Below are 18925 nucleotides of genomic sequence, written 5' to 3'. Positions count from 1 at the left end.
TTCCAGCGGATCATTCACTAGCCCCGTTTCGCGACGGTCGCTCGGCCAAAGCAGCATTTATCTCTGCCCCAATAACCATACCGAGGCCGACGAGGTAGAAAAAAATGAGCGTGATGATAACCCCGGCGAGGCTGCCATAGGTAAGCTGGTAATTTGCCGCATATTTTAGAAATACCGGTAGCAATCCGGTGATCAACAGCCACCAGCCGCTGATAAAAACAGCACCCGGCCATTTGGGATATTGGCGATACCGATATTGGCGAGGCGTAAGCAAGCGGAACAAAAGATATAAAGTCGCAAACAGCACCAGAAAAGGGATCGCGTTGGAAAGCGACAGCCAAAGCGCATCGCTCTCGACCGCCGGGAAATAGGTTCCCAGAAACCCGCTGATAGCGGCCACCACAAACTGCGCGCTGAGCGCCAGCATCGCAAAGAACACCGAGAATAAAATCAGCACAATTGATGTCAGGCGATATTCCCAGAAAGCGCGTTGCGCCTGAACACCATAGGCACGGTGGAGAATTTGCCGGATCGTCTCGATCAGGCTGGTTGTAGTCCACAATCCGACGATTGCGCTGAACCATAATAATGCGCCGGTCCGGGCGGTCATCGCGTCATTGATCGGATCATGCAGCGCCGCTGCGACCGAGGGCGGAACGGTCACCAGAAAGGCCTCGACAAAATCGGTACCGACAGCGGTCTGGCCGAAACTGCCGACTACCGCAGCCGCAACAATGAAGAAGGAAAATACGGCCAGCAGCGAAAGATAGGCAAAATTCCCCGCAAAAGTGAAACCATCATAATAGACACCTACTGCGGTGCGCTTGATAATGATGGCGGCACGACCGGCCAGATCTTCATCGGCCAGCACCTCTCCGGTTCGATTGCCGGGTAAATCCCTCTGGCCCCGGCGCCGAGCCTCGGGAGAGAGTTCAGGCATGGAAATTCCCGGCCAAGCCTAAACCCCCATACTGGCGCGCGGATTGTCTTTCGGATTCCAGTCCTTCACAAATTCTGCCAGCTTGTCGTCTTTTTCAGGCAAGGTGATCATCAAAGTGACCAGCTGATTGCCACGCGCACCGGATTTTCCGTGGAAACCCCTGTTTTTCAAGCGCAGTGTCTTGCCCGAATCCGAGCCAGCGGGAATGGAAAGCATCACGGGTCCATCCACTGTGGGCACCTTGATCTTGGCACCTTCCACTGCCTCTTTCAGACTGATCGGCAGTTCCAGCGTGATATTGTCGCCATCGCGCTTATAAAATGGGTGAGGATTGATATGAATCGTCACGATCGCGTCGCCATTGCCGCCCGGACCCGCACGGCCCTTTCCGCTAAGCCGCATCTGCGTGCCTTCCTCGACACCTTTGGGCAGGCTGAGATCAATGGTTTTACCATCTTCAAGCGTGATACGCTGTTTCTGTAGCGTTGCTGCAGCGATAAATTCGACCTTCAGCCGATAGGCTACATTGGCGCCTTTTTGCGGCGGCGCGCTGCGTTGACGACTCCCGAAAGGCGAACCGCCGCCGCCGCCGCCAAAGAGGCCTTCAAAAATATCGCCAAAATCGGCACCGGCATTGCCAAAATCATGTTGCTGGCCAGCCGGACCGCGCTGATAGCCGCCCCCGCCGCCGAAGCCGAACGGTGCGGTAGGATTGCCCTCCCCATCGATCTCTCCGCGATCAAATTGCGCGCGCTTGTCCTTGTCCAGCAACAGGTCATAAGCCTTGGTGACGTCGGAGAAACGCTCCGTCGCCTTGGGATTATCCTTGTTCTTGTCGGGGTGCAGTTCCTTGGCGAGCTTGCGATAGGCGCTCTTGATTTCCTTGTCGTTTGCACCCTTGGCAACACCCAATGCTTGATAGGGATCTATCATTATTTGACCTTTTTCAAATCCTTACCATGCAGAGATTGGCATTTATCGCCAATTTTCAACTCCACTGTCTTATTCGGGTATAACGGCATCTGCAACCTTGTTATGTCGCGTGAAACGCAGCAGCAGATAAAGAACCAGTCCCAATGGCCCCAGCATCAGAACAAAAGCCAAGATAGGTATCTGTATCCAGCGTGCAAACCCGTATTTATCCGCATTGCGCGCGACCCACAGGCCGACGAACAGATCAAAGGCGAGATAGTGGATCCATCCCACGGTCGCTCCGCCTGGGCTGGCAAGCAATTGCTGAACACCCGCCAGGCTCGAAAAATCAGGAACACCCGCGGTGCCACCGTCGACAATTCCCGTCATCAACGGGATGATGGTCAGCGCATAAGTACAGGCCAGTAGGCCGATGCCACCATAGAACAGCCCCGTCAGTATCGCTTTCGTGCGCGGTGCAAATGCGAGGATCAACCACATCAACAATGCATAATTATTGGGGATCGTAAATATCAGGTCCCAGTTCATAACTCCCCCTCTATACCGCGCTTCTAGCAGAAAACAGCGCTTTGTCGCCGGGCAAAATTTTGTTTGTTTGCCGCTCGCCGGCAGGATGTTAGAGGAAGCGCCATGACCGATCCATTTTCCCTTTTCGAGATCTGGTTCGCCGAAGCGCGCGAAACCGAGATCAACGACAGCAACGCCATGACCATCGCGACCGCCGATGCCGACGGACAACCGTCGGCGCGGATGGTGCTGCTAAAGGGTCACGGCCCCGATGGTTTTATCTTCTACACCAACCAGCAAAGCCGCAAGGCTGGCGACATCGCGGAAAATCCCAAGGCAGCTATCCTGTTTCACTGGAAAAGCCTGCGCCGCCAGATCCGGATCGAAGGCCATATCTCGACCGTTGCAGATAATCTGGCAGATGCCTATTTTGCCTCGCGCAGCCGGGATTCGCAGCTCGGCGCCTGGGCATCGGATCAGTCCCGTTCCCTAGCGGATCGTGCCACCTTTGAAGATCGGTTCGCGGAAATGACCAAGCGATTCGAAGGAAGCGATGTGCCGCGACCACCGCACTGGTCTGGCTATCGCCTGACGCCCGCGCGGTTTGAATTCTGGCAGGACCGGGCGCACCGGCTGCACGAACGGCGGACCTTTGTCCGCGACGGTGACGACTGGACGGAAGGACTGCTCTACCCATGACAAACCTGCCTTATTATCATGTAGACGCCTTTGCCGACCGCCCCTTCACCGGTAACCAGGCGGCTGTCATGCCGCTGGAGAGCTGGCTCGAGGATCACGTCCTGCAAGCAATCGGCGAAGAGAATAATTTCGCCGAGACCGCATTTTATCTCCCCGATGTGAGCGGCGATGCCGATTACGAATTACGCTGGTTCACTCCCACGGTGGAAATCGCACTCTGCGGCCATGCAACGCTGGCCAGCGGACATATAATATTGTCGCAACAACCCGAACGGCAACAAGTCACGTTCCGGACGAGAAAAGCAGGCATTTTGACCGTCAAGCGCGATGGTGACGGCTATGCACTGGATTTGCCTTCTTACGCCCCCGCGCCAAAAGAAATGCCCGAAATTGTCGCATTGGTTGGCGGCAGCCCTGTCGAGACCCAGTTCCACGAAGGGCGTTATCATGTGCTGCGCTATGCCAATGCCGATGAAGTGCTGGCGCTAAAACCCGACCTGAAAGCGCTGGCTGCGCTCGGTGACGCGCAATTTATTTGCACCGCGCCGGGAAAAGACACCGATGTGCTCAGCCGGGTTTTTGTGCCAGGCGGCGGGGTCGACGAAGATAGCGTAACCGGATCTGCGCATGCGGTGCTTACACCCTTTTGGGCCAAGCAGTTGGGCCGCAATAGTTTCACCGCTTATCAGGCGAGCCAGCGTGGAGGCTACGTCAATTGCCGCCTCGATGGCGACCGCGCCTGGCTGGGCGGAAAATGTATAACCGTAGTGGAAGGCGTGTTTCGCCTGTAGCAGCCTGATAGAGGCTGGAGTTACCCGTTTATAGGGAACAGCGCCATGATCCGGCCAATCTGGTTACTCATCGGTTCCAGAACATCGTCCTGGGTCTTGCCAAGCCGGACCACGGTCAGTTGCTGTTCGGGAGAGACCACAATCTGCTGACCAAGATGCCCTAGTGCCGCAAAAATGGTGTCCGGTCCATTGTCCGGAAACAGCACCTGACCGCGGCCCTCGGGTCGTCTTTTGTTCAGCCAGAGATGGCCGCCATAGGCAGGATCATTTTGCGACGAATTTTTCATGAACCGCACCCAGCTGACGGGTAAATGCTGAGCGCCTTTGCGAGCGCCATTGTGGCGCAGAAATTCTCCGAACTTGCCATAGTCGCGTGCGGTTGCATGGATGAAGCTGCCGCCCAGAAACGTCCCGCTTGGCCCGAATTCCGGAAATGTGCCGCCCATATCCAATGGCTCGAGCAGTCGGCCGCGGATGAAGCGCAGGGTGATATCGCGCCGGACCTGCGGGTCGGTGCTCTTCGTCAGCGTCCGAGTGATGATGTCGGAGAGAATGATGCTGGTTGGGGTACTATATTCGAATTTCTCTCCCGCTTTGGCCTCCATAGGGCGAGCTTCGGCATAAGCCGCAACATCCTGAGCGCCATCCAGAAACAGCATCCGGTTGGTGTCAGCCTCGAAAATCGTTTTGCCTCCCTCTTCGGGCACTTCCGTATGATCAAGACCGGAGGACATGTGGAGCAAATGCCGCAAAGTGATCTCGCCCCGCGGATCGCCAGGCCTTTGCCATGCTGGCACTGGTGCCGGATCGTCAAGCACCAGCCGGCCATCGGCAACCAGAAAGCCGATCAGCGCTCCGGTAAAGCTTTTCGCCATTGACCAACTGATGAACCGTGTATCTTCATCATAGCCCTCACCATAGCGTTCGGCGATGATTTTTCCCCGGTACATAACCAGGAAAGCCCGCGTTTCAGCCATTTCAGGATTTTCGAACAGCGGTGCGATCGCTGCATCCAGCCGTGCCTTGGCGATCGGGCTGGCGTCAGAAATATAGGCTAGTTCAGCAGCGGTCTTATGCGGTGCGGCCTCTGAATCCCGAGTGCCGCCGCATCCGGAAACAGCAAGTGTCAGAACCGATATCAAAGCGAGTTTAATCTTGTGCATGCGATGTCGTTGCACCAATAGAAGCCACCATGGCAACCGTAAAAAGAACATCACGTGCTCCGCTGTCCAAAAGGCGTCTGGCAGTCCATATTGGAGCGCTTTTCCTGCTCATTCTGATCGCTGTGCTGGCGTATAATTATGCGTTTATCAAAGGGCAGCTGAATGTCGGCACCGCTTATGGCGCCCGGGTGGCCTGTTCCTGCCACTATGTGGGAGGGCGCGATATCGACGATTGCCGGAAAGATTTTGAACCCGGCATGGAATTGATCGGCCTGTCGGTGGATGAAGAACGCAAAAGGGTGACGGCTTCGGTACCGTTGATAAAATCGGCTACAGCTGAATTTCGCGAGGGCTGGGGCTGCGTGATGCTCACCGACAATCAGCTGGCGAACGAGTAAACTATACTTCGACGCCCGCCAGCCACTGCTGTTCAACCGCAGCAGTACTGTCGATCCAGCCTCCGCCCAACACCCGATCCTTGTGATAAAAAACCGCTGCCTGCCCTGGCGAAACGCCGAATTCCGGGTTGTGGAATCGCAGCTCTTGCCCTTCTAAACGAGCGAGGGTTGGCTTGGCCATCGAACGGACCTTAACCTCGACCGGGCCGACATAGTCTCCGCCAATCCAGTTGATATCTCGCAGCGATGCTGAGGCCACCGCCAGAGCCGCTTTCGGTCCAACGATGACGCGTTTTGCTTCCGGTTCCAGCCGAATAACGTAGAGCGGTTCGGCCTGGCCGCCAATTTCCAGTCCCTTGCGCTGCCCGACAGTATAATGGATCAGCCCCTTGTGTCGCCCCATAGTCGTGCCATCAATATGCACAATCTCGCCGTCATCGTCTGCGTCCGGGCGCAATTTGCGTACGACGCTGGCATAGTCGCCATTGGGCACGAAGCAGATGTCCTGACTGTCCGGCTTGAAGGCCACCGCCAGCCCCATTTCTTCGGCAATTTCGCGCACTTTCGTCTTGGGCATGTCCCCCAGCGGAAAACGCAGATAATCCAGCTGATCCTGCGTGGTTGCAAACAGGAAATAGCTCTGGTCGCGCGCCGGATCGAGCGCCCGGTGCAATTCTGCGCCTTCCGGACCGGCAACGCGTCGTACATAATGACCGGTAGCCAGACAGTCAGCACCCAGTTCGCGGGACAATTGCAGCAGATCGGTGAATTTTACACCCATATTGCACTGCACGCAGGGAATCGGTGTCCGGCCGGCCATATATTCATCAGCAAAGACATCCATCACCGAATCCTTGAACCGGCTGGCGTGGTCAAAGACATAATGGGCGATGCCAAGCCGGTCAGCTACGGCGCGGGCATCGCGAATATCCTGTCCAGCGCAACAGCTGCCGACGCGCCCGACCGCTTCACCATGGTCATAAAGCTGCAGGGTAATGCCAATGGTTTCCGCACCGGTTCGGGCCGCCAGGGCCGCTACGACGCTTGAATCAACACCACCCGACATGGCCACTACAATGCGCTTGCCCGTCAGATCGTCGCCGAGCTGAAAATTTCCGTTAATATAATCCATCATCACAATTGCATCCCTTAAAGAAATCCCGCCGCTTGCGCCAGCGCAGCGAACATTTCCCTTTCCGAGCCCCGATATGATCCATTTTGGTACGAATTGGTGCGATACAAGGAAGGATTGATTAACTTGTCCTAAGACCTCGTAAACATCCCTTTTACACTAGCTTATACCTTCGCTGCTAGACCAACATTTATGGACATGAACTTCCCCCATAAAGGCCTGGAATGGCTGGTTCTTGATGAAGGCCAGGATGTATCCGATCAGTTCGCGGATCAACAGGCGTTGCTTGCGAAGGCCATTGCCAGACAGACATCCAGCCAGTCGGCTCAGCAATTTGTGGCGGCCAAGCAGGAACTGGGAAGTGCAAAGAGAGCGATCAGCGCCTCCTTCATGGATGACCGGATGGCTTTTTTTGCCGGAAGGCCTCGTTCCGAAATGGCCGGCCAAGAGGAAGAAATATTGTTCAGGACCGGTAGTTTTCGGCCTGATCTGGCCCAACAGGAAATCAACAAGATGAAAGAATAGTCAAATTGATAAACGCGACGTTTACCTTGGCAGTTCAGGTAATCGAAAATCTCTACCGTTACGAAGGCCAGACGTAACGGAAAACGGGGTAAAATGCCGCAAGGCAAAATTGAGGGTAGTATGATTGAAAACCAGAAAATAAAACCAGCGCAAGTTGTCGGGCCCCTTGGTGAACCACTCACCATTGATGATTTGCCGAAACCCGGTACGACTCGCTGGGTAGTACGCCGCAAGGCGGAAGTCGTCGCGGCAGTCAACGGCGGCTTGCTGTCCGTCGATGAAGTCTGCGATCGTTACGATCTTTCGTTGGAAGAATTTGCATCCTGGCAGCGGGCCGTTGACCGTTCCGGCATGCCCGGGCTGCGGGTCACGCGAATCCAACATTATCGCGACTTGTATGAGCGCCAGCAGAAATATTGACGGGCTTTTAATCACATAAAATATTGAAGGGATCGTCGGCGGGATGCCGGCGGTCCCTTTTATTCCTTCAAGTCATCACAATAATTCGCTATGTAGCTGAATTTACGAGCACAAGAAATTTCCGCTCGCATAAAATCAGGAGGAACATATGGGTTGGATTATTGCATTGATCGTCGGTGGCATCGCAGGCTGGCTGGCTAGCATGGTGATGGGGCGTGATGCGTCCATGGGCGTCTTTTGGAATATTATCGTCGGCATCATCGGTTCGGTGATCGGCAATTTCGTCGGCGCCTATTTCGGCTTCGGCGGAAGTATTCAGGAATTTTCGATCGCCGGGCTGCTCACCGCTTTTGTCGGCGCGGTTGTTCTGTTGCTGATACTCAACCTCATCCAACGTGGCCGGGTGCGCTAAAAGCCGCTTTTCGGCACGTAACTTGGAAATATCAAGGGCCGGTTCGTTCGCGAATCGGCCTTTTTGTAAGATGACATTGGTCGTTGGTCGAACCTGGACTTGAAAAACTGGCCGAATACTGTTCCGGCTTGCTGCTAGTGCCATATTGATGTAACACAGCTGATGAAAAACCGGATTGGCCGGGAAATCAGCGATTCTTTTATGTATTGCAGTGCGAAAATGCGATAAGAGCCCGACTGAAGAGTAATAAAATGAATTATGAATCCACCATCCCCAGCGAAGATATCGCGATTCTGGACGATACCGAAGCACGCGCTACCAACCGTAGGCGGCTGATTATCGCTGGCGTTGTCGTCGTGGCGCTTCTGCTAGCATATATGGGCTATCACTATTTTGCGGGCGGTGCGGTCGAAGATGACTCTGCAAGCCAGGCCCCAACGGTTACCGTCATGTCCCCCGGGAAACAGCAGGTTACAAGAACGATCAATGCGACCGGAACGCTTGCAGCACGGCGAGAGATTCCGGTCAGTGTCGTGGGTGAAGGCGGACGGGTAACCAGTGTCTTTGTCGACGCTGGCGACTGGGTCAAACAGGGTCAGATCATGGCCAGCATCGATCGGTCCGTTCAGTCCCAGCAAGCCGCTGGCCTTGAGGCTTCGGTCGGCGTTTCTCGCGCGGATCTCAATCTGGCGCAGTCCAATCTGGATCGTGCGGCAAAGCTGGTGGACCGGGGGTTTATTTCCAAGGCTGATATGGACCGGTTGACCGCAACCCGCGATTCCGCTGCCGCCCGCTTGCGGCTGTCGCAGGCCCAGTTGAACGAAACCCGTGCGCGCAACAGTCGATTGAACGTCGTGGCTCCCAAATCTGGCTTTGTTCTGGAACGGAATGTCGAACCGGGACAAACGGTAACCCAAGGAAGCGGCACATTATTCTTGCTGGCACAAGACGGCGAAATGGAATTGCAGGCGCAACTGGGCGAAAGTGATCTGGCCAATATTTCGGTGGGCATTTCCACGCAAGTCACCCCGGTCGGCACCGACAAGGTCCTGACTGGACATGTCTGGCAGATTTCCCCGATGATCGATCCGCAATCCCGTCAGGGCATCGCCAGAATTTCTCTGGGCTATGATAGTGCCCTGCGACCCGGTGGTTTCGCCAGTGCACGCATACAGAGCGGAACTTCCGAGGTCGCAATTTTGCCCGAATCGGCGCTGCAAAATGACAGCAAGGGCAGCTTTGTCTATATTGTCGGACCGGACAACAAGGCAGTGCGGCGCGACGTTGTCATCGGTGCAGTATCGGCAGCAGGACTTTCCATCACTTCCGGCTTGACCGGAAACGAGAAGGTGGTGCTCCGGGCAGGCGGCTTCCTGAGCCCCGGCGAAACCGTTCAGCCGAAAGTCCAAAAGAAAGCCAGCGGCACGTGAATTGTGCGCCAATTTGAGGCCTGATCGATGAACCTTCGCAATATTTCCGCCTGGAGCACGCGCAATCCAGTCGCCCCCTTGGTACTCTTCGCCGGCCTGCTTTTTGCGGGTCTGCTAAGCTTCAACCGCATGGATGTCGTAAACAACCCGGAGGTCGAGTTTCCGGCTGTTTCTGTGCAGATCGCCCAGCCGGGCGCTGCGCCGACGGAGATCGAAAGCCAGATTACCCAGCGGGTGGAAGCAGCAGTGCGTTCGATCAGCGGCGTCAAGAATATCAGCTCAACGGCAAGCGAAGGCAGCAGCCGGACATTTGTAGAATTTGAAATTGGCGCGGACGTAAACAACAGCGTCAACGAAGTGAAAAATGCGGTCGATCAGGTTCGCGGATCCTTGCCAGAAGGTATTTTGGAACCGCAAGTCGCAAAGGTCGACGCAGTGGGTGGCCCGATCGCGTTTTTTGCTGTCAAAGCCGATGACATGACCGTCGAACAGCTTAGCTGGTTCGTCGATGACACCGTCGCCAAGCGGCTGCTGTCCGTCGATGGTATGGCGGAGGTTGACCGGTTTGGTGGCGTCGACAGGGAAATCAGGGTCATTCTGCGTCCCGAACGGATGCAGGCACTGGGTGTTACAGCAAGTCAGGTGAACGCCGCATTGCGCCAGATCAACATCAATGCTGCCGGCGGACGGGCAGAAGTGGGCGGCACGCGACAGTCGGTCCGGGTCTTGGGCAATGCTGACGATGCGTATGATCTGTCACAGACACAAATATCCCTGGGCAATGGCCAGACGATCAAGTTGAGCGATGTCGCAGAGGTGAACGATTCATTTGGCGAGCGCAGTTCCATCAGCAAGGTCAAGGGCGTCGAGGTTGTCAATTTCTCGATGTCGCGCGCGCGTGGCGCGTCCGATGTTACCGTCTATGACAATGCGATAGAGGTCATGGACAAAATCAAAACGGAAGTGCCGGGAATCGAGTTCATTCCGCTTTTCAACAGCGTTACCTACACCAAATCGCAATATAAAAGCTCGATGCTGGCCATGATCGAAGGCGCCATATTGGCGGTTGTCGTGGTCTTCATCTTCTTGCGCGACTGGCGAGCAACGGTCATCTCGGCCATCGCGATACCTTTGTCGGCGATACCGACCTTCTGGTTCATGGATCTGCTCGGTTTCAATCTCAATTTTCTTTCACTGCTGGCGCTGGGTCTGGTTGCAGGGGTGCTGGTCGACGATGCCATTGTCGAGATCGAGAATATCGTGCGCCACATGCGCATGGGGAAATCCGCCTACCAGGCTTCCATCGATGCGGCCGATGAAATTGGCCTCGCGGTTGTGGCTACCTCATTCTGTATCGTCGCCGTATTCCTGCCGGTTGGCCTGATGCCCGGCATATCCGGTCAGTTTTTCAAGAATTTCGGCATCACCGTAGTGATATCGGTGCTGATGAGCCTCGCTGTCGCCCGCATGATAACGCCCATGATTGCGGCCTATTTCCTCAAGGCCAAAGGCCAGGCCGAGCATGGCGGAGGGGTCTGGATGGACCGATATATGCAGTTGCTGCAGTGGGTATTGGACCGTTCAGAGGCCGATCGCATCCGGCAGACACTTGTCCCAGCCAAAGCTGCGTGGTGGCAATATGTGATAGGCTTTGTTCTGTTCGCACTGATTTTTGCAGTCTTCGCCGGAATATCAGGCGCGATAGGCGTCTCGATCTACGGTATGCTGACGAGTTTGATGCCAAGCGACTTTTTGCGAGCGATATTGAGCCTGATCTGCGGCGTTGCGGTTGGCTTCTTCGCTACGCTTCTGCTGGTCAAAGCAATCAACCGCGTGGTGAGTATCATTGGCGGCCGTTTTGCTCTTTGGTATGCCTATAGGTCCGGTCGTTTCCGGGCGCGCGGCCATGATCACCGCATGTGGATGATGGGTACAGGTATCGTCGCCTTTGGTTTGACGGTCATATTATTTGCGATCACGCCCGCAGAATTTCAGCCGAAAACCAACGAAGATAACAGCCGCGTCCAGATCGAGGTTGTGCCCGGTACGACGCTCGAACAGACCGAAAAAATCGCCGATCGGGTTTCAGAGCTGATGTATGCGCAGCCCGAAGTCGATCGCGCTCTCACACGCGTTCGCGAAACGAACGCAACGGTTTTCGTCAGCTTGAAGGAAGATCGCAAGAAAACATCGATCGAGTTCGAACGCGACCTAGCGCCAGAGCTTCAGAAAATTCCCGATGCCCGGATTTCCTTTCAGTCGCAAAGCGGCGGTGGTGGAACGGGACGCGACATTTCCATCATGCTGACCGGGTCTGACCCGAACCTGCTTGATGCAACGGCGGCCGAGTTGGTGGAGCAGATGAAAGACATCAATCTGGTGCGGGCACCACGTGTCGCAGCGGATCTCAGCCGGCCAGAAATCATCATTACCCCTTATATGGATCTGGCATCCCAGTTGGGCGTGACCACAGCGTCGCTCAGCCAGACGATCCGGATCGCGACATTGGGCGAAATCGATCAGAATGCGGCAAAATTTTCCCTGTCGGATCGGCAGATTCCGATTCGCGTCATGCTGCCGCTCGAATCGCGAACTGATCTGAACACTATCCAAAACCTGCCAATCCCGATTGCCAGTGGCGGCACCGTGCCACTCAGCCGTGTGGCTTCGGTTAGTTTCGGCTCGGGGCCCACATCAATCCAGCGCTATAACCAGAATCGCCGGACTTTTGTCGGTGCCGACCTGGCCCCAGATGTGATCAAGGGTGAGGCGATGGGCAAAATATTCGAACTGCCGATCATGAAAAACCTGCCAACCGGCGTGTCTAATGAAGCCTTTGGCGAAGACGAGTGGCAGGCAGAACTGGCGGTCAATTTTATCATCGCTCTGATTGCCGGCATATTGCTGGTGTTCGCGACGCTCGTCCTGCTCTACAAGCGGCTGATGTCGCCGCTGGTCAACATGGGATCACTCGCGCTGGCACCGCTCGGCGGCATGTTGCTGGTCTGGGCTACCGGCACATCCGTATCCATGCCGGTACTGATCGGCGTTCTCATGCTGCTCGGAATTGTCAGTAAGAACTCCATTTTGCTGATCGATTTCGCAATCGAGGAAATGCAGAAGGGCGTGCCGAAGTTCGAGGCGATCATGGATGCGGGACACAAGCGTGCGCAGCCGATTGTGATGACCACCGTAGCCATGACCGCGGGTATGGTGCCGACCGCTCTTTCCCTGTCAGGCGATGGTGCTTGGCGCGCGCCGATGGGCATCGTGGTGATCGGTGGCCTGATTGTGTCGACCTTGTTGACCCTGGTCATTGTTCCCGCAGGCTTCAGTCTGGCGGACGGTTTCGAGCGACGGGCCGGACCGTGGTTGCGCAGGAAAATGCTGACGTACGAACCCGGCGATGATCGGCACGACAATCCTGACGCAGAGGTTCAGCCCGCCGAGTGAAGCCAATTTCTTCTCAAACAGGCAGCGGCGACGGATCAACTTCTGCTACGAAAGCCAATAATGCCGGCCGGGATATGAAAATTATCGCCACCGGCATGCTGGTGGTCATGGCCGTCATCTATTTTGCTTCGAAAAGCTATGAAGCGGTTCACCCGGCGCTAGGCTTTGTCCGCGCTTTCGCTGAGGCAGCGATGGTTGGCGGACTGGCAGACTGGTTTGCCGTTACCGCCCTGTTCCGTCATCCCATGGGACTGCCGATACCCCATACCGCGATCATTCCGCGGAACAAGGACCGGATCGGCGACACGCTGGCCAATTTTCTCAAGGACAATTTCCTGATCTCGCGTCTGGTCGCCCAACGCATGCGAAATGTCGATCTGGCCAGCGGAATTGGACGCTTTTTGAAATCACCCAGCGGCGGTGAAGGAAGACTCAAATTCGGCGCCTCGCGACTGCTGGGCGACGCCATTGCATCACTCGACAAGGATCGCCTCGGAACCATGTTCAAAGGTGCGGTGAAGACGCAGGCAGTCGGCCTCGACATCGCGACACCTATGGGACAGATATTGGCTGCGGTCATGGCTGAAAAACGGCATGGTCCACTGATCGATTCCACCATCCGCTGGGCCTATCGGACGCTGGACAGCAATGAACCGGTGATTCGCAACATTGTTACTGACCGTGCCAATGCGGTGATGCGCTGGACTGGTCTTGATGACCGAGTCGCGAATGAAGTACTCGACGGCCTTTACAAACTGCTCGCTGACATGGCCGCCGACCCGCATCATCCGGTCCGCGCCAAAACCGAAGAGAGCCTCGTGCAACTCGCCGGCGAATTACAGCATGATCCAGAGCTTCGCCAAAAAGTGAACGAGTGGAAACTCGAGATGATCGAAAATCCCGCCATCGCTTCCTGGCTTGACGGCATTTGGGAGCAAGGTCGGGAAGCGCTGCTCCGAGCGGCCCGCGACCCTGATGCAGCGCTGGCTGGCCAATTTGGCGACGCCCTGATCCAGCTGGGTAACAGTCTGCAGCAGGACAAGCAGCTCAATCTCCAGATCAACCGGTTCGGCAGGCGCGCAGTCATTGGCGTGGTCGCCAGCTATGGCGACAATATTGTCAAACTTGTGTCTGAGACGATCCGCGGCTGGGACGCCCAGACCATCACCGACCGGGTGGAAAATGCCGTGGGTCGCGACTTACAGTTCATTCGGGTGAACGGTACCCTTGTCGGCGGGCTGGTCGGCTTGTCCCTTCATACACTGGGTCTCTGGATTTAACGCGAGAGCAATAGCCGCGCCTGCCCTGCGATTTGCGCCAGCATGGCAATCGACGGTGTGGGTGTTTGCTGCGCCCGGTCCATGATTTTTCTGAACTGAGCTACGCGGTCGATATTGCGTTCGCCCCAGCTTTCTACAAATTGCTGCATATCCTTGCCCCGGGTCCGGCGCAGGAAATCGAGACGCATCTGCTGAAAATCACGCGCCAGGCCTGTAACAAGCAGGCGGTCCCAGGGATCGGATGGATTGATTCGGGTCGCCGTTATTTGTGCCCAGTCGAGACCAAGCTGGCTGCCCAGCTTGGTAAAGGCAGCCGCAACATCCAGAGCATCAATCCCCCGGCTGTGGGCGAGAAAGGCAATGCCCGCCGCCCCATCATTCTTGTATATATTGGCGATCTTGTTCGCAATTTCCGGCGTGGCTCCAGCCTCGACCAGAGCTTTCATCTGCTTGGTTGCCTGCAGGCGCCCTTCGGCGGTAATCAGATTTTCGACATTTTCGTTGAGCAGGGTCACGCCCGGCGCCAGCATATTGACGGTATCGTCAATCCGGTCATCCGAGACTCCGATCCGCATCAGATCTGCCATGTGCGATCGCAAAACATAAGCGAGGCGATCAAAGAGAATGATCCTGATATCTTCCGCAATGTCGGCTGTTTCCAGCGCGTGCCATAGTCGGTCTGCGTGGAACAGGCGCTCGGCCATGACAAAGGCGCGCGCCACTTCTCCTAATGCACAGCCTTCTTCTTCGGCCAATTCAAACGGATCGATCAGACCAAGCCGGTTGATCATCCGGTTTGCCAGCTTGGTGGCAATAATCTCTCGACGCAATTGATGGTTGAGTATGGCCGCTTCATGCCCTTCCTGCATCGCGGCCGGGAAGGCCTGGAGCAACTCGCTGTTCAGTCCGGGATCATCACCCAGATCACTATTTTCAATGGCATCCTGCAGCACCAGCTTGGCGGTAGAGATCAGCACGGCCAGTTCGGGCCTGTATAGTCCTCGATTTTCCTGGCCCCTGCGGATCAGGTCCTCATTGCTCGCCAGTCCTTCCACGGCCCGGTTCAATTGGCCTTTTTCCTCAAACTGCTCAATCAGGCGAATGTAAGAAGGCAGCGATTTCGCCCCCCCCATTTCGGCGATGGACAGACCCAAGGCCTGCAGCCGGTTGTCTTCCAGCACCAGCGCGCCAACGTCATCGGTCATGGATTCCAGCAGGCTATTGCGCATGTCGGGCTGTAAAGTACCGCTGGCCAGTTCCGGATTGAGCGCGATCTTGATATTGACTTCATTATCGGAGCAATCGACGCCGGCACTATTGTCGATAAAGTCGGTGTTGACCCTTCCGCCATTGGCCGCAAAGGCGATCCGTGCAGCTTGGGTAATCCCCAAATTTGCGCCCTCGCCGATCACCTTCACGCGCAATTGCTCCGCATCCAGGCGAATCTTGTCATTGGCAGGGTCACCAACCTCGATGTGATTCTCCGACGCGGCCTTCACATATGTACCGATCCCGCCAAACCACAACAGGTCAGCATTGCACGCCAATATGGCAGACATCAAATTTGTCGGCGTCGTCTCGGCATCATCCGGAAGGCCCAGCAATTTGACAATCTGTTTCGAGATTTTGATAGTCTTCGAACTGCGGGAAAATACGCCGCCGCCCTTGGATATTAAATTCTTGTCATAGTCATCCCAGCTGGAACGCGGCAAATCGAAAAGCCTTTTGCGCTCTATCCAGCTTGTTGCCGGATCGGGATCAGGGTCGATGAAAATATGCCGATGATCAAAGGCGGCCACGATCTTCAGGCTTTTCGACAGCAGCATGCCGTTACCGAACACGTCACCCGACATGTCACCGACACCGACAACCCTTATCGGCGCAGTCTGCACATCTACGCCCGATTCCGCAAAATGCCGCTGCACCGAAACCCAGGCGCCTCGCGCGGTAATACCCATCGCCTTGTGATCGTAGCCATTGCTGCCACCGCTGGCAAAAGCATCACCGAGCCAGAATCCGCGATCGATGGCGATCTGGTTGGCAATATCGGAAAAGCTTGCGGTTCCCTTGTCAGCCGCCACCACGAAATAAGGATCATCTTCGTCCAGCCGCTCCACCTGTGCGGGGGGGACAACTTTGCCCTTAACAATATTGTCGGTGACGGACAGAAGCGCGGTGATGAATATTTTATAAGCTTCAATGCCTTCTGCAATGAACGCATCGCGGTCGTCACCCGAGGGCAATTGCTTGGCAAAAAAGCCCCCCTTCGCACCTGTCGGAACAATAACCGCATTTTTGACTCGCTGGGCTTTCATCAAACCCAATATTTCGGTGCGGAAATCGTCCCTCCGGTCCGACCAGCGCAGGCCACCCCGAGCCACTGGGCCGGCCCGCAAATGGATGCCTTCGACACGCGGACTGTAGACAAATATTTCCCGCCAGGGCACCGGAGCGGGCAGTTCCGGAATTTTGGCACTTTCAATCTTGAAAGCCAGTGCTTCACCGGCCTGATAAGCGAAAGCGTTGGTCCGCAATATGGATTCGATTACCGCCCGGAACAGGCGCAAGATACGGTCATCGTCAATCGCGTGGACGCTGACCAGAGCGGCATCCACCTCATGTGTCGCCGCGATTGCGCCTTTCGATCGATCGCCTGCGAAATTGGGGTCATGCATGACACGGAACAGCTTTATCAATGCCGCGGTGACGTCGGGCGCCTCTGCCAATGCGTCGACGACAGTTACCAAGCCATAGCTGAGGCCGGTCTGGCGCAAGTAGCGAAACCAGGCGCGCATCCACACCGTCGATCGAGCGTCGATGCCGGCAGAAATGATCAGCTGGTTAAAGGCGTCATTTTCCGCCTCTCCTTCCAGCACGCTGGTGATTGCCGCCTCGATCTCTTCGGACCGGGCAATCAGATTTTCACATCTTTCCTCCGACCGCAGTTCAAGCATGAAATCGTGAATATAGCCTAGTCGGCCATCTTCCAACGGAGTCGGAACAGATTCAAGAACGGTAAAACCGAAATTCTCCAGCGTCGGTACCGCATTTGACAGCGGCAGCGCGCCGCCCAGATGATAAATTTTCAGTCGCAGCAAATGATCTGCATCACTGGCGAGCCGGTAGAGCCGGGTTGACCGCTGACCGCCGCGCTCAAGCCGGAACAGCCGCATGATGTCCTTGGCAGCTTCCAGGGCACCATAAGTTGTCTGATAGGTGACCGGGAAACAATTGGCATAGCGTTGCGCCAGGACTGCAGCGCGGTTTTCCTGCCCGGCTTCCCGCAGGTTCCGTTCGACTTCCGGCTTCCAGCCCCGAACCATATTCTCCAGTTCCTGATCGAGCAAATCAGGGTCTGGCACCCTGCCATTGGTCCCCATGTCGAGCGTATAGCGCAGGGAAGAGACACCGCCTTCTTCAAGCGTATTGGACCAGCTCAATATTTTGGCCCCGGTCGCCTGCGTCAGCATATTTTCGACGTTCAACCGTCGCTCGGTAGAAAGCTGTTCACGCGGAAGCCATACAAAGGCAAATAAATGGCGAGCCAGGGGCGAAATCACGCTGTGCAATTTGGGACGCGGCCGGTCGATCAGGGACATCGAGATCAGAGCCAGTTTCTCGAGATCATCCTGTGCGAAGGTGATCAGCAGATCATGCGGCAGGGATGTCAGCGCATGGGTCAGACTTTTCCCGGCATGGCCCGCTACCGAAAATTCAAATTTGTCAAACAACCGGGTAAGCTGGGTGCGCAACACCGGGATATTTTCAGGCGCAGCTGCAAGCGCGGCGCTGGTCCACATCCCGGAAATGATCGATAGCGCGCTAATCTTGTTCTTGTTCCGTATCGGCACGATGATCAGGTCCATCAGGACATGCCGATGCACCGTGGACAGCTGGTTTGATTTGATGATCAGCGGTGCCTTGCCGCCATTTTCGAACCATTCGAAAGCACGCCTCCGGCTTTCATCGGACAATATCGGTTGCGCTCGCATCCGGGCGATACCCAGCTCTTGTGTGCGGTCACCGCTGGCATCGACAATTTCATGGCCCAGCAATGTGAGATTGCGATCAAGGAACCAGCGCAGCAAGGTTGCGCCCTCTCCTTCTGGCAGCGCATCAGCATTTTCACGCAGCACGATTTGTAATTTCAGCCAGTCAGCAACGGCTGCGGCGACATCCTTGAGGTTCGTGCGCAGCGTTTTGACTAGCTCCCGGCGAATGCGGGCTTCGGTCCGTTCGAGTTCGATATAGATTATGGATTCGCGCTTCTCACCGCCGGTTGCCTGCTCGACAAACCCGATAAGATGGCCTTTGGCATCGCGCCGTACAGCGACAACCGGGTGGATCAGCCGTTCGATGGTCAAGCCGAAACCCGCGATCGTCGCGCATACAGAATCGACCAGAAATGGCATGTCATCATTGACAATCGCGAGACGCAAATGCCGGTGATTCTGATGACCGCTGACGCTTTCCAGCGAAAGCTTCGCATCGCTACCTTCGCGTTCCTGGGCGCATCGCAAGGTGAACCGCGCCGCTTCTTCGCATGCTTTCTCGTCAAAACCGATATTCTCGCCCGGCAATGCGCTCTCGCGAAAAGCTGATACCAGTGCTTTTTCGAGGCCGTCGACGCTTGCGTTGGATTGCGTTTTATTCCGTTCGCGCTTGGCTGCCATTTTTCCCCCAAGTGGATCTGGACGAGTCAAAATCCCGTCGGCATCCCGATGCTATGCGCTTATTCCAGCACACGCTCAAGAGATTAGCCGGTCCTTTTCAGATCCATATCGGTGAATATCGCAAATAGTGATATTTTGGTTACATACGCAACTATAGCTTGCGTGCCGG

The 18925-nt window shown here is 55.8% G+C and carries 15 protein-coding genes; 9 read left to right on the top strand and 6 right to left on the bottom strand.

Features of this window, described 5'->3' with window-relative positions; genetic code table 11:
• Positions 1-10: 10 nt before the first annotated feature.
• The 3 genes from AZE99_RS01465 to AZE99_RS01455 form a co-directional block, all read right to left on the bottom strand.
• Positions 11-940, bottom strand: a complete 930-nt coding sequence (locus AZE99_RS01465) for a YihY/virulence factor BrkB family protein (RefSeq protein ID WP_067197391.1) — start codon at positions 938-940, stop codon at positions 11-13.
• An 18-nt stretch (positions 941-958) separates the two neighbouring features.
• On the bottom strand, positions 959-1873 hold the full coding sequence (locus tag AZE99_RS01460; RefSeq protein WP_067197389.1) for a DnaJ C-terminal domain-containing protein: 915 nt from the start codon (positions 1871-1873) through the stop codon (positions 959-961).
• A 69-nt stretch (positions 1874-1942) separates the two neighbouring features.
• Entirely contained in the window at positions 1943-2401 is a 459-nt protein-coding gene (locus AZE99_RS01455; RefSeq protein ID WP_067197386.1) for an ABA4-like family protein, read from the bottom strand.
• 102 nt (positions 2402-2503) lie between these two features.
• On the opposite strand from AZE99_RS01455, the gene pdxH reads away from it, so the two are divergent.
• Both pdxH and AZE99_RS01445 read left to right on the top strand, forming a co-directional pair.
• Positions 2504-3079 carry a pyridoxamine 5'-phosphate oxidase gene (pdxH, locus tag AZE99_RS01450; protein ID WP_067203171.1) on the top strand — a complete coding sequence of 192 codons (576 nt, stop codon included), beginning with the start codon at positions 2504-2506 and terminating at the stop codon, positions 3077-3079.
• Complete coding sequence (locus AZE99_RS01445) at positions 3076-3870, top strand: PhzF family phenazine biosynthesis protein (protein ID WP_067197383.1); 795 nt, start codon at positions 3076-3078, stop codon at positions 3868-3870. Before pdxH ends, AZE99_RS01445 begins: the two co-directional genes overlap by 4 nt.
• A 20-nt stretch (positions 3871-3890) precedes the next feature.
• On the opposite strand, the gene AZE99_RS01440 is transcribed toward AZE99_RS01445, so the two are convergent.
• Positions 3891-5033, bottom strand: a complete 1143-nt coding sequence (locus AZE99_RS01440) for a serine hydrolase domain-containing protein (RefSeq protein ID WP_067197381.1) — start codon at positions 5031-5033, stop codon at positions 3891-3893.
• A gap of 29 nt (positions 5034-5062) precedes the next feature.
• Here AZE99_RS01440 and AZE99_RS01435 point away from each other — a divergent pair, with 29 nt between their 5' ends.
• Positions 5063-5431, top strand: a complete 369-nt coding sequence (locus AZE99_RS01435; protein ID WP_067197378.1) for a hypothetical protein — start codon at positions 5063-5065, stop codon at positions 5429-5431.
• A 1-nt stretch (position 5432) separates the two neighbouring features.
• Here the strand turns inward: AZE99_RS01435 and mnmA are convergent, their stop codons facing one another.
• Complete coding sequence (gene mnmA, locus AZE99_RS01430; protein WP_231862665.1) at positions 5433-6566, bottom strand: tRNA 2-thiouridine(34) synthase MnmA; 1134 nt, start codon at positions 6564-6566, stop codon at positions 5433-5435.
• Between the two features lie 189 nt (positions 6567-6755).
• Here mnmA and AZE99_RS01425 point away from each other — a divergent pair, with 189 nt between their 5' ends.
• The 6 genes from AZE99_RS01425 (at position 6756) to AZE99_RS01400 (ending at position 14083) form a co-directional block, all read left to right on the top strand.
• Complete coding sequence (locus AZE99_RS01425; protein WP_067197372.1) at positions 6756-7088, top strand: hypothetical protein; 333 nt, start codon at positions 6756-6758, stop codon at positions 7086-7088.
• A gap of 120 nt (positions 7089-7208) precedes the next feature.
• Complete coding sequence (sciP, locus tag AZE99_RS01420; protein WP_067203167.1) at positions 7209-7508, top strand: CtrA inhibitor SciP; 300 nt, start codon at positions 7209-7211, stop codon at positions 7506-7508.
• A gap of 148 nt (positions 7509-7656) precedes the next feature.
• Positions 7657-7920 (top strand): GlsB/YeaQ/YmgE family stress response membrane protein, encoded by a 264-nt coding sequence (locus AZE99_RS01415; protein WP_067197369.1) that lies wholly within the window; start codon positions 7657-7659, stop codon positions 7918-7920.
• Between the two features lie 251 nt (positions 7921-8171).
• The gene (locus AZE99_RS01410; protein ID WP_067197367.1) at positions 8172-9350 is read left to right on the top strand and encodes an efflux RND transporter periplasmic adaptor subunit; all 1179 of its coding nucleotides are present in this window, start codon (positions 8172-8174) and stop codon (positions 9348-9350) included.
• 27 nt (positions 9351-9377) lie between these two features.
• On the top strand, positions 9378-12803 hold the full coding sequence (locus AZE99_RS01405; RefSeq protein WP_067197366.1) for an efflux RND transporter permease subunit: 3426 nt from the start codon (positions 9378-9380) through the stop codon (positions 12801-12803).
• Between the two features lie 74 nt (positions 12804-12877).
• The gene (locus AZE99_RS01400; protein WP_067197363.1) at positions 12878-14083 is read left to right on the top strand and encodes a DUF445 domain-containing protein; all 1206 of its coding nucleotides are present in this window, start codon (positions 12878-12880) and stop codon (positions 14081-14083) included.
• Here AZE99_RS01400 and AZE99_RS01395 read toward each other — a convergent pair.
• On the bottom strand, positions 14080-18756 hold the full coding sequence (locus tag AZE99_RS01395) for an NAD-glutamate dehydrogenase (protein WP_067197360.1): 4677 nt from the start codon (positions 18754-18756) through the stop codon (positions 14080-14082). The two genes, AZE99_RS01400 and AZE99_RS01395, sit on opposite strands and share 4 nt — an antisense overlap.
• Between the last annotated feature and the right edge of the window lie 169 nt (positions 18757-18925).

The sequence above is a fragment of the Sphingorhabdus sp. M41 genome (assembly GCF_001586275.1).
In the GTDB taxonomy this organism is placed as follows: Bacteria; Pseudomonadota; Alphaproteobacteria; order Sphingomonadales; family Sphingomonadaceae; genus Parasphingorhabdus.
The sequence above is the reverse complement of the archived record's forward strand: the minus strand, read 5'-3'. Positions and strand labels throughout refer to the sequence as shown.

What these genes read in the sequence shown, in the direction of transcription:
- AZE99_RS01465 (WP_067197391.1), bottom strand. Translation starts at nt 940, where the DNA reads ATGCCTGAACTCTCTCCCGAGGCTCGGCGCCGGGGCCAGAGGGATTTA.
- AZE99_RS01460 (WP_067197389.1), bottom strand. Translation starts at nt 1,873, where the DNA reads ATGATAGATCCCTATCAAGCATTGGGTGTTGCCAAGGGTGCAAACGAC.
- AZE99_RS01455 (WP_067197386.1), bottom strand. Translation starts at nt 2,401, where the DNA reads ATGAACTGGGACCTGATATTTACGATCCCCAATAATTATGCATTGTTG.
- pdxH (WP_067203171.1), top strand. Translation starts at nt 2,504, where the DNA reads ATGACCGATCCATTTTCCCTTTTCGAGATCTGGTTCGCCGAAGCGCGC.
- AZE99_RS01445 (WP_067197383.1), top strand. Translation starts at nt 3,076, where the DNA reads ATGACAAACCTGCCTTATTATCATGTAGACGCCTTTGCCGACCGCCCC.
- AZE99_RS01440 (WP_067197381.1), bottom strand. Translation starts at nt 5,033, where the DNA reads ATGCACAAGATTAAACTCGCTTTGATATCGGTTCTGACACTTGCTGTT.
- AZE99_RS01435 (WP_067197378.1), top strand. Translation starts at nt 5,063, where the DNA reads ATGGCAACCGTAAAAAGAACATCACGTGCTCCGCTGTCCAAAAGGCGT.
- mnmA (WP_231862665.1), bottom strand. Translation starts at nt 6,566, where the DNA reads ATGATGGATTATATTAACGGAAATTTTCAGCTCGGCGACGATCTGACG.
- AZE99_RS01425 (WP_067197372.1), top strand. Translation starts at nt 6,756, where the DNA reads ATGGACATGAACTTCCCCCATAAAGGCCTGGAATGGCTGGTTCTTGAT.
- sciP (WP_067203167.1), top strand. Translation starts at nt 7,209, where the DNA reads ATGATTGAAAACCAGAAAATAAAACCAGCGCAAGTTGTCGGGCCCCTT.
- AZE99_RS01415 (WP_067197369.1), top strand. Translation starts at nt 7,657, where the DNA reads ATGGGTTGGATTATTGCATTGATCGTCGGTGGCATCGCAGGCTGGCTG.
- AZE99_RS01410 (WP_067197367.1), top strand. Translation starts at nt 8,172, where the DNA reads ATGAATTATGAATCCACCATCCCCAGCGAAGATATCGCGATTCTGGAC.
- AZE99_RS01405 (WP_067197366.1), top strand. Translation starts at nt 9,378, where the DNA reads ATGAACCTTCGCAATATTTCCGCCTGGAGCACGCGCAATCCAGTCGCC.
- AZE99_RS01400 (WP_067197363.1), top strand. Translation starts at nt 12,878, where the DNA reads ATGAAAATTATCGCCACCGGCATGCTGGTGGTCATGGCCGTCATCTAT.
- AZE99_RS01395 (WP_067197360.1), bottom strand. Translation starts at nt 18,756, where the DNA reads ATGGCAGCCAAGCGCGAACGGAATAAAACGCAATCCAACGCAAGCGTC.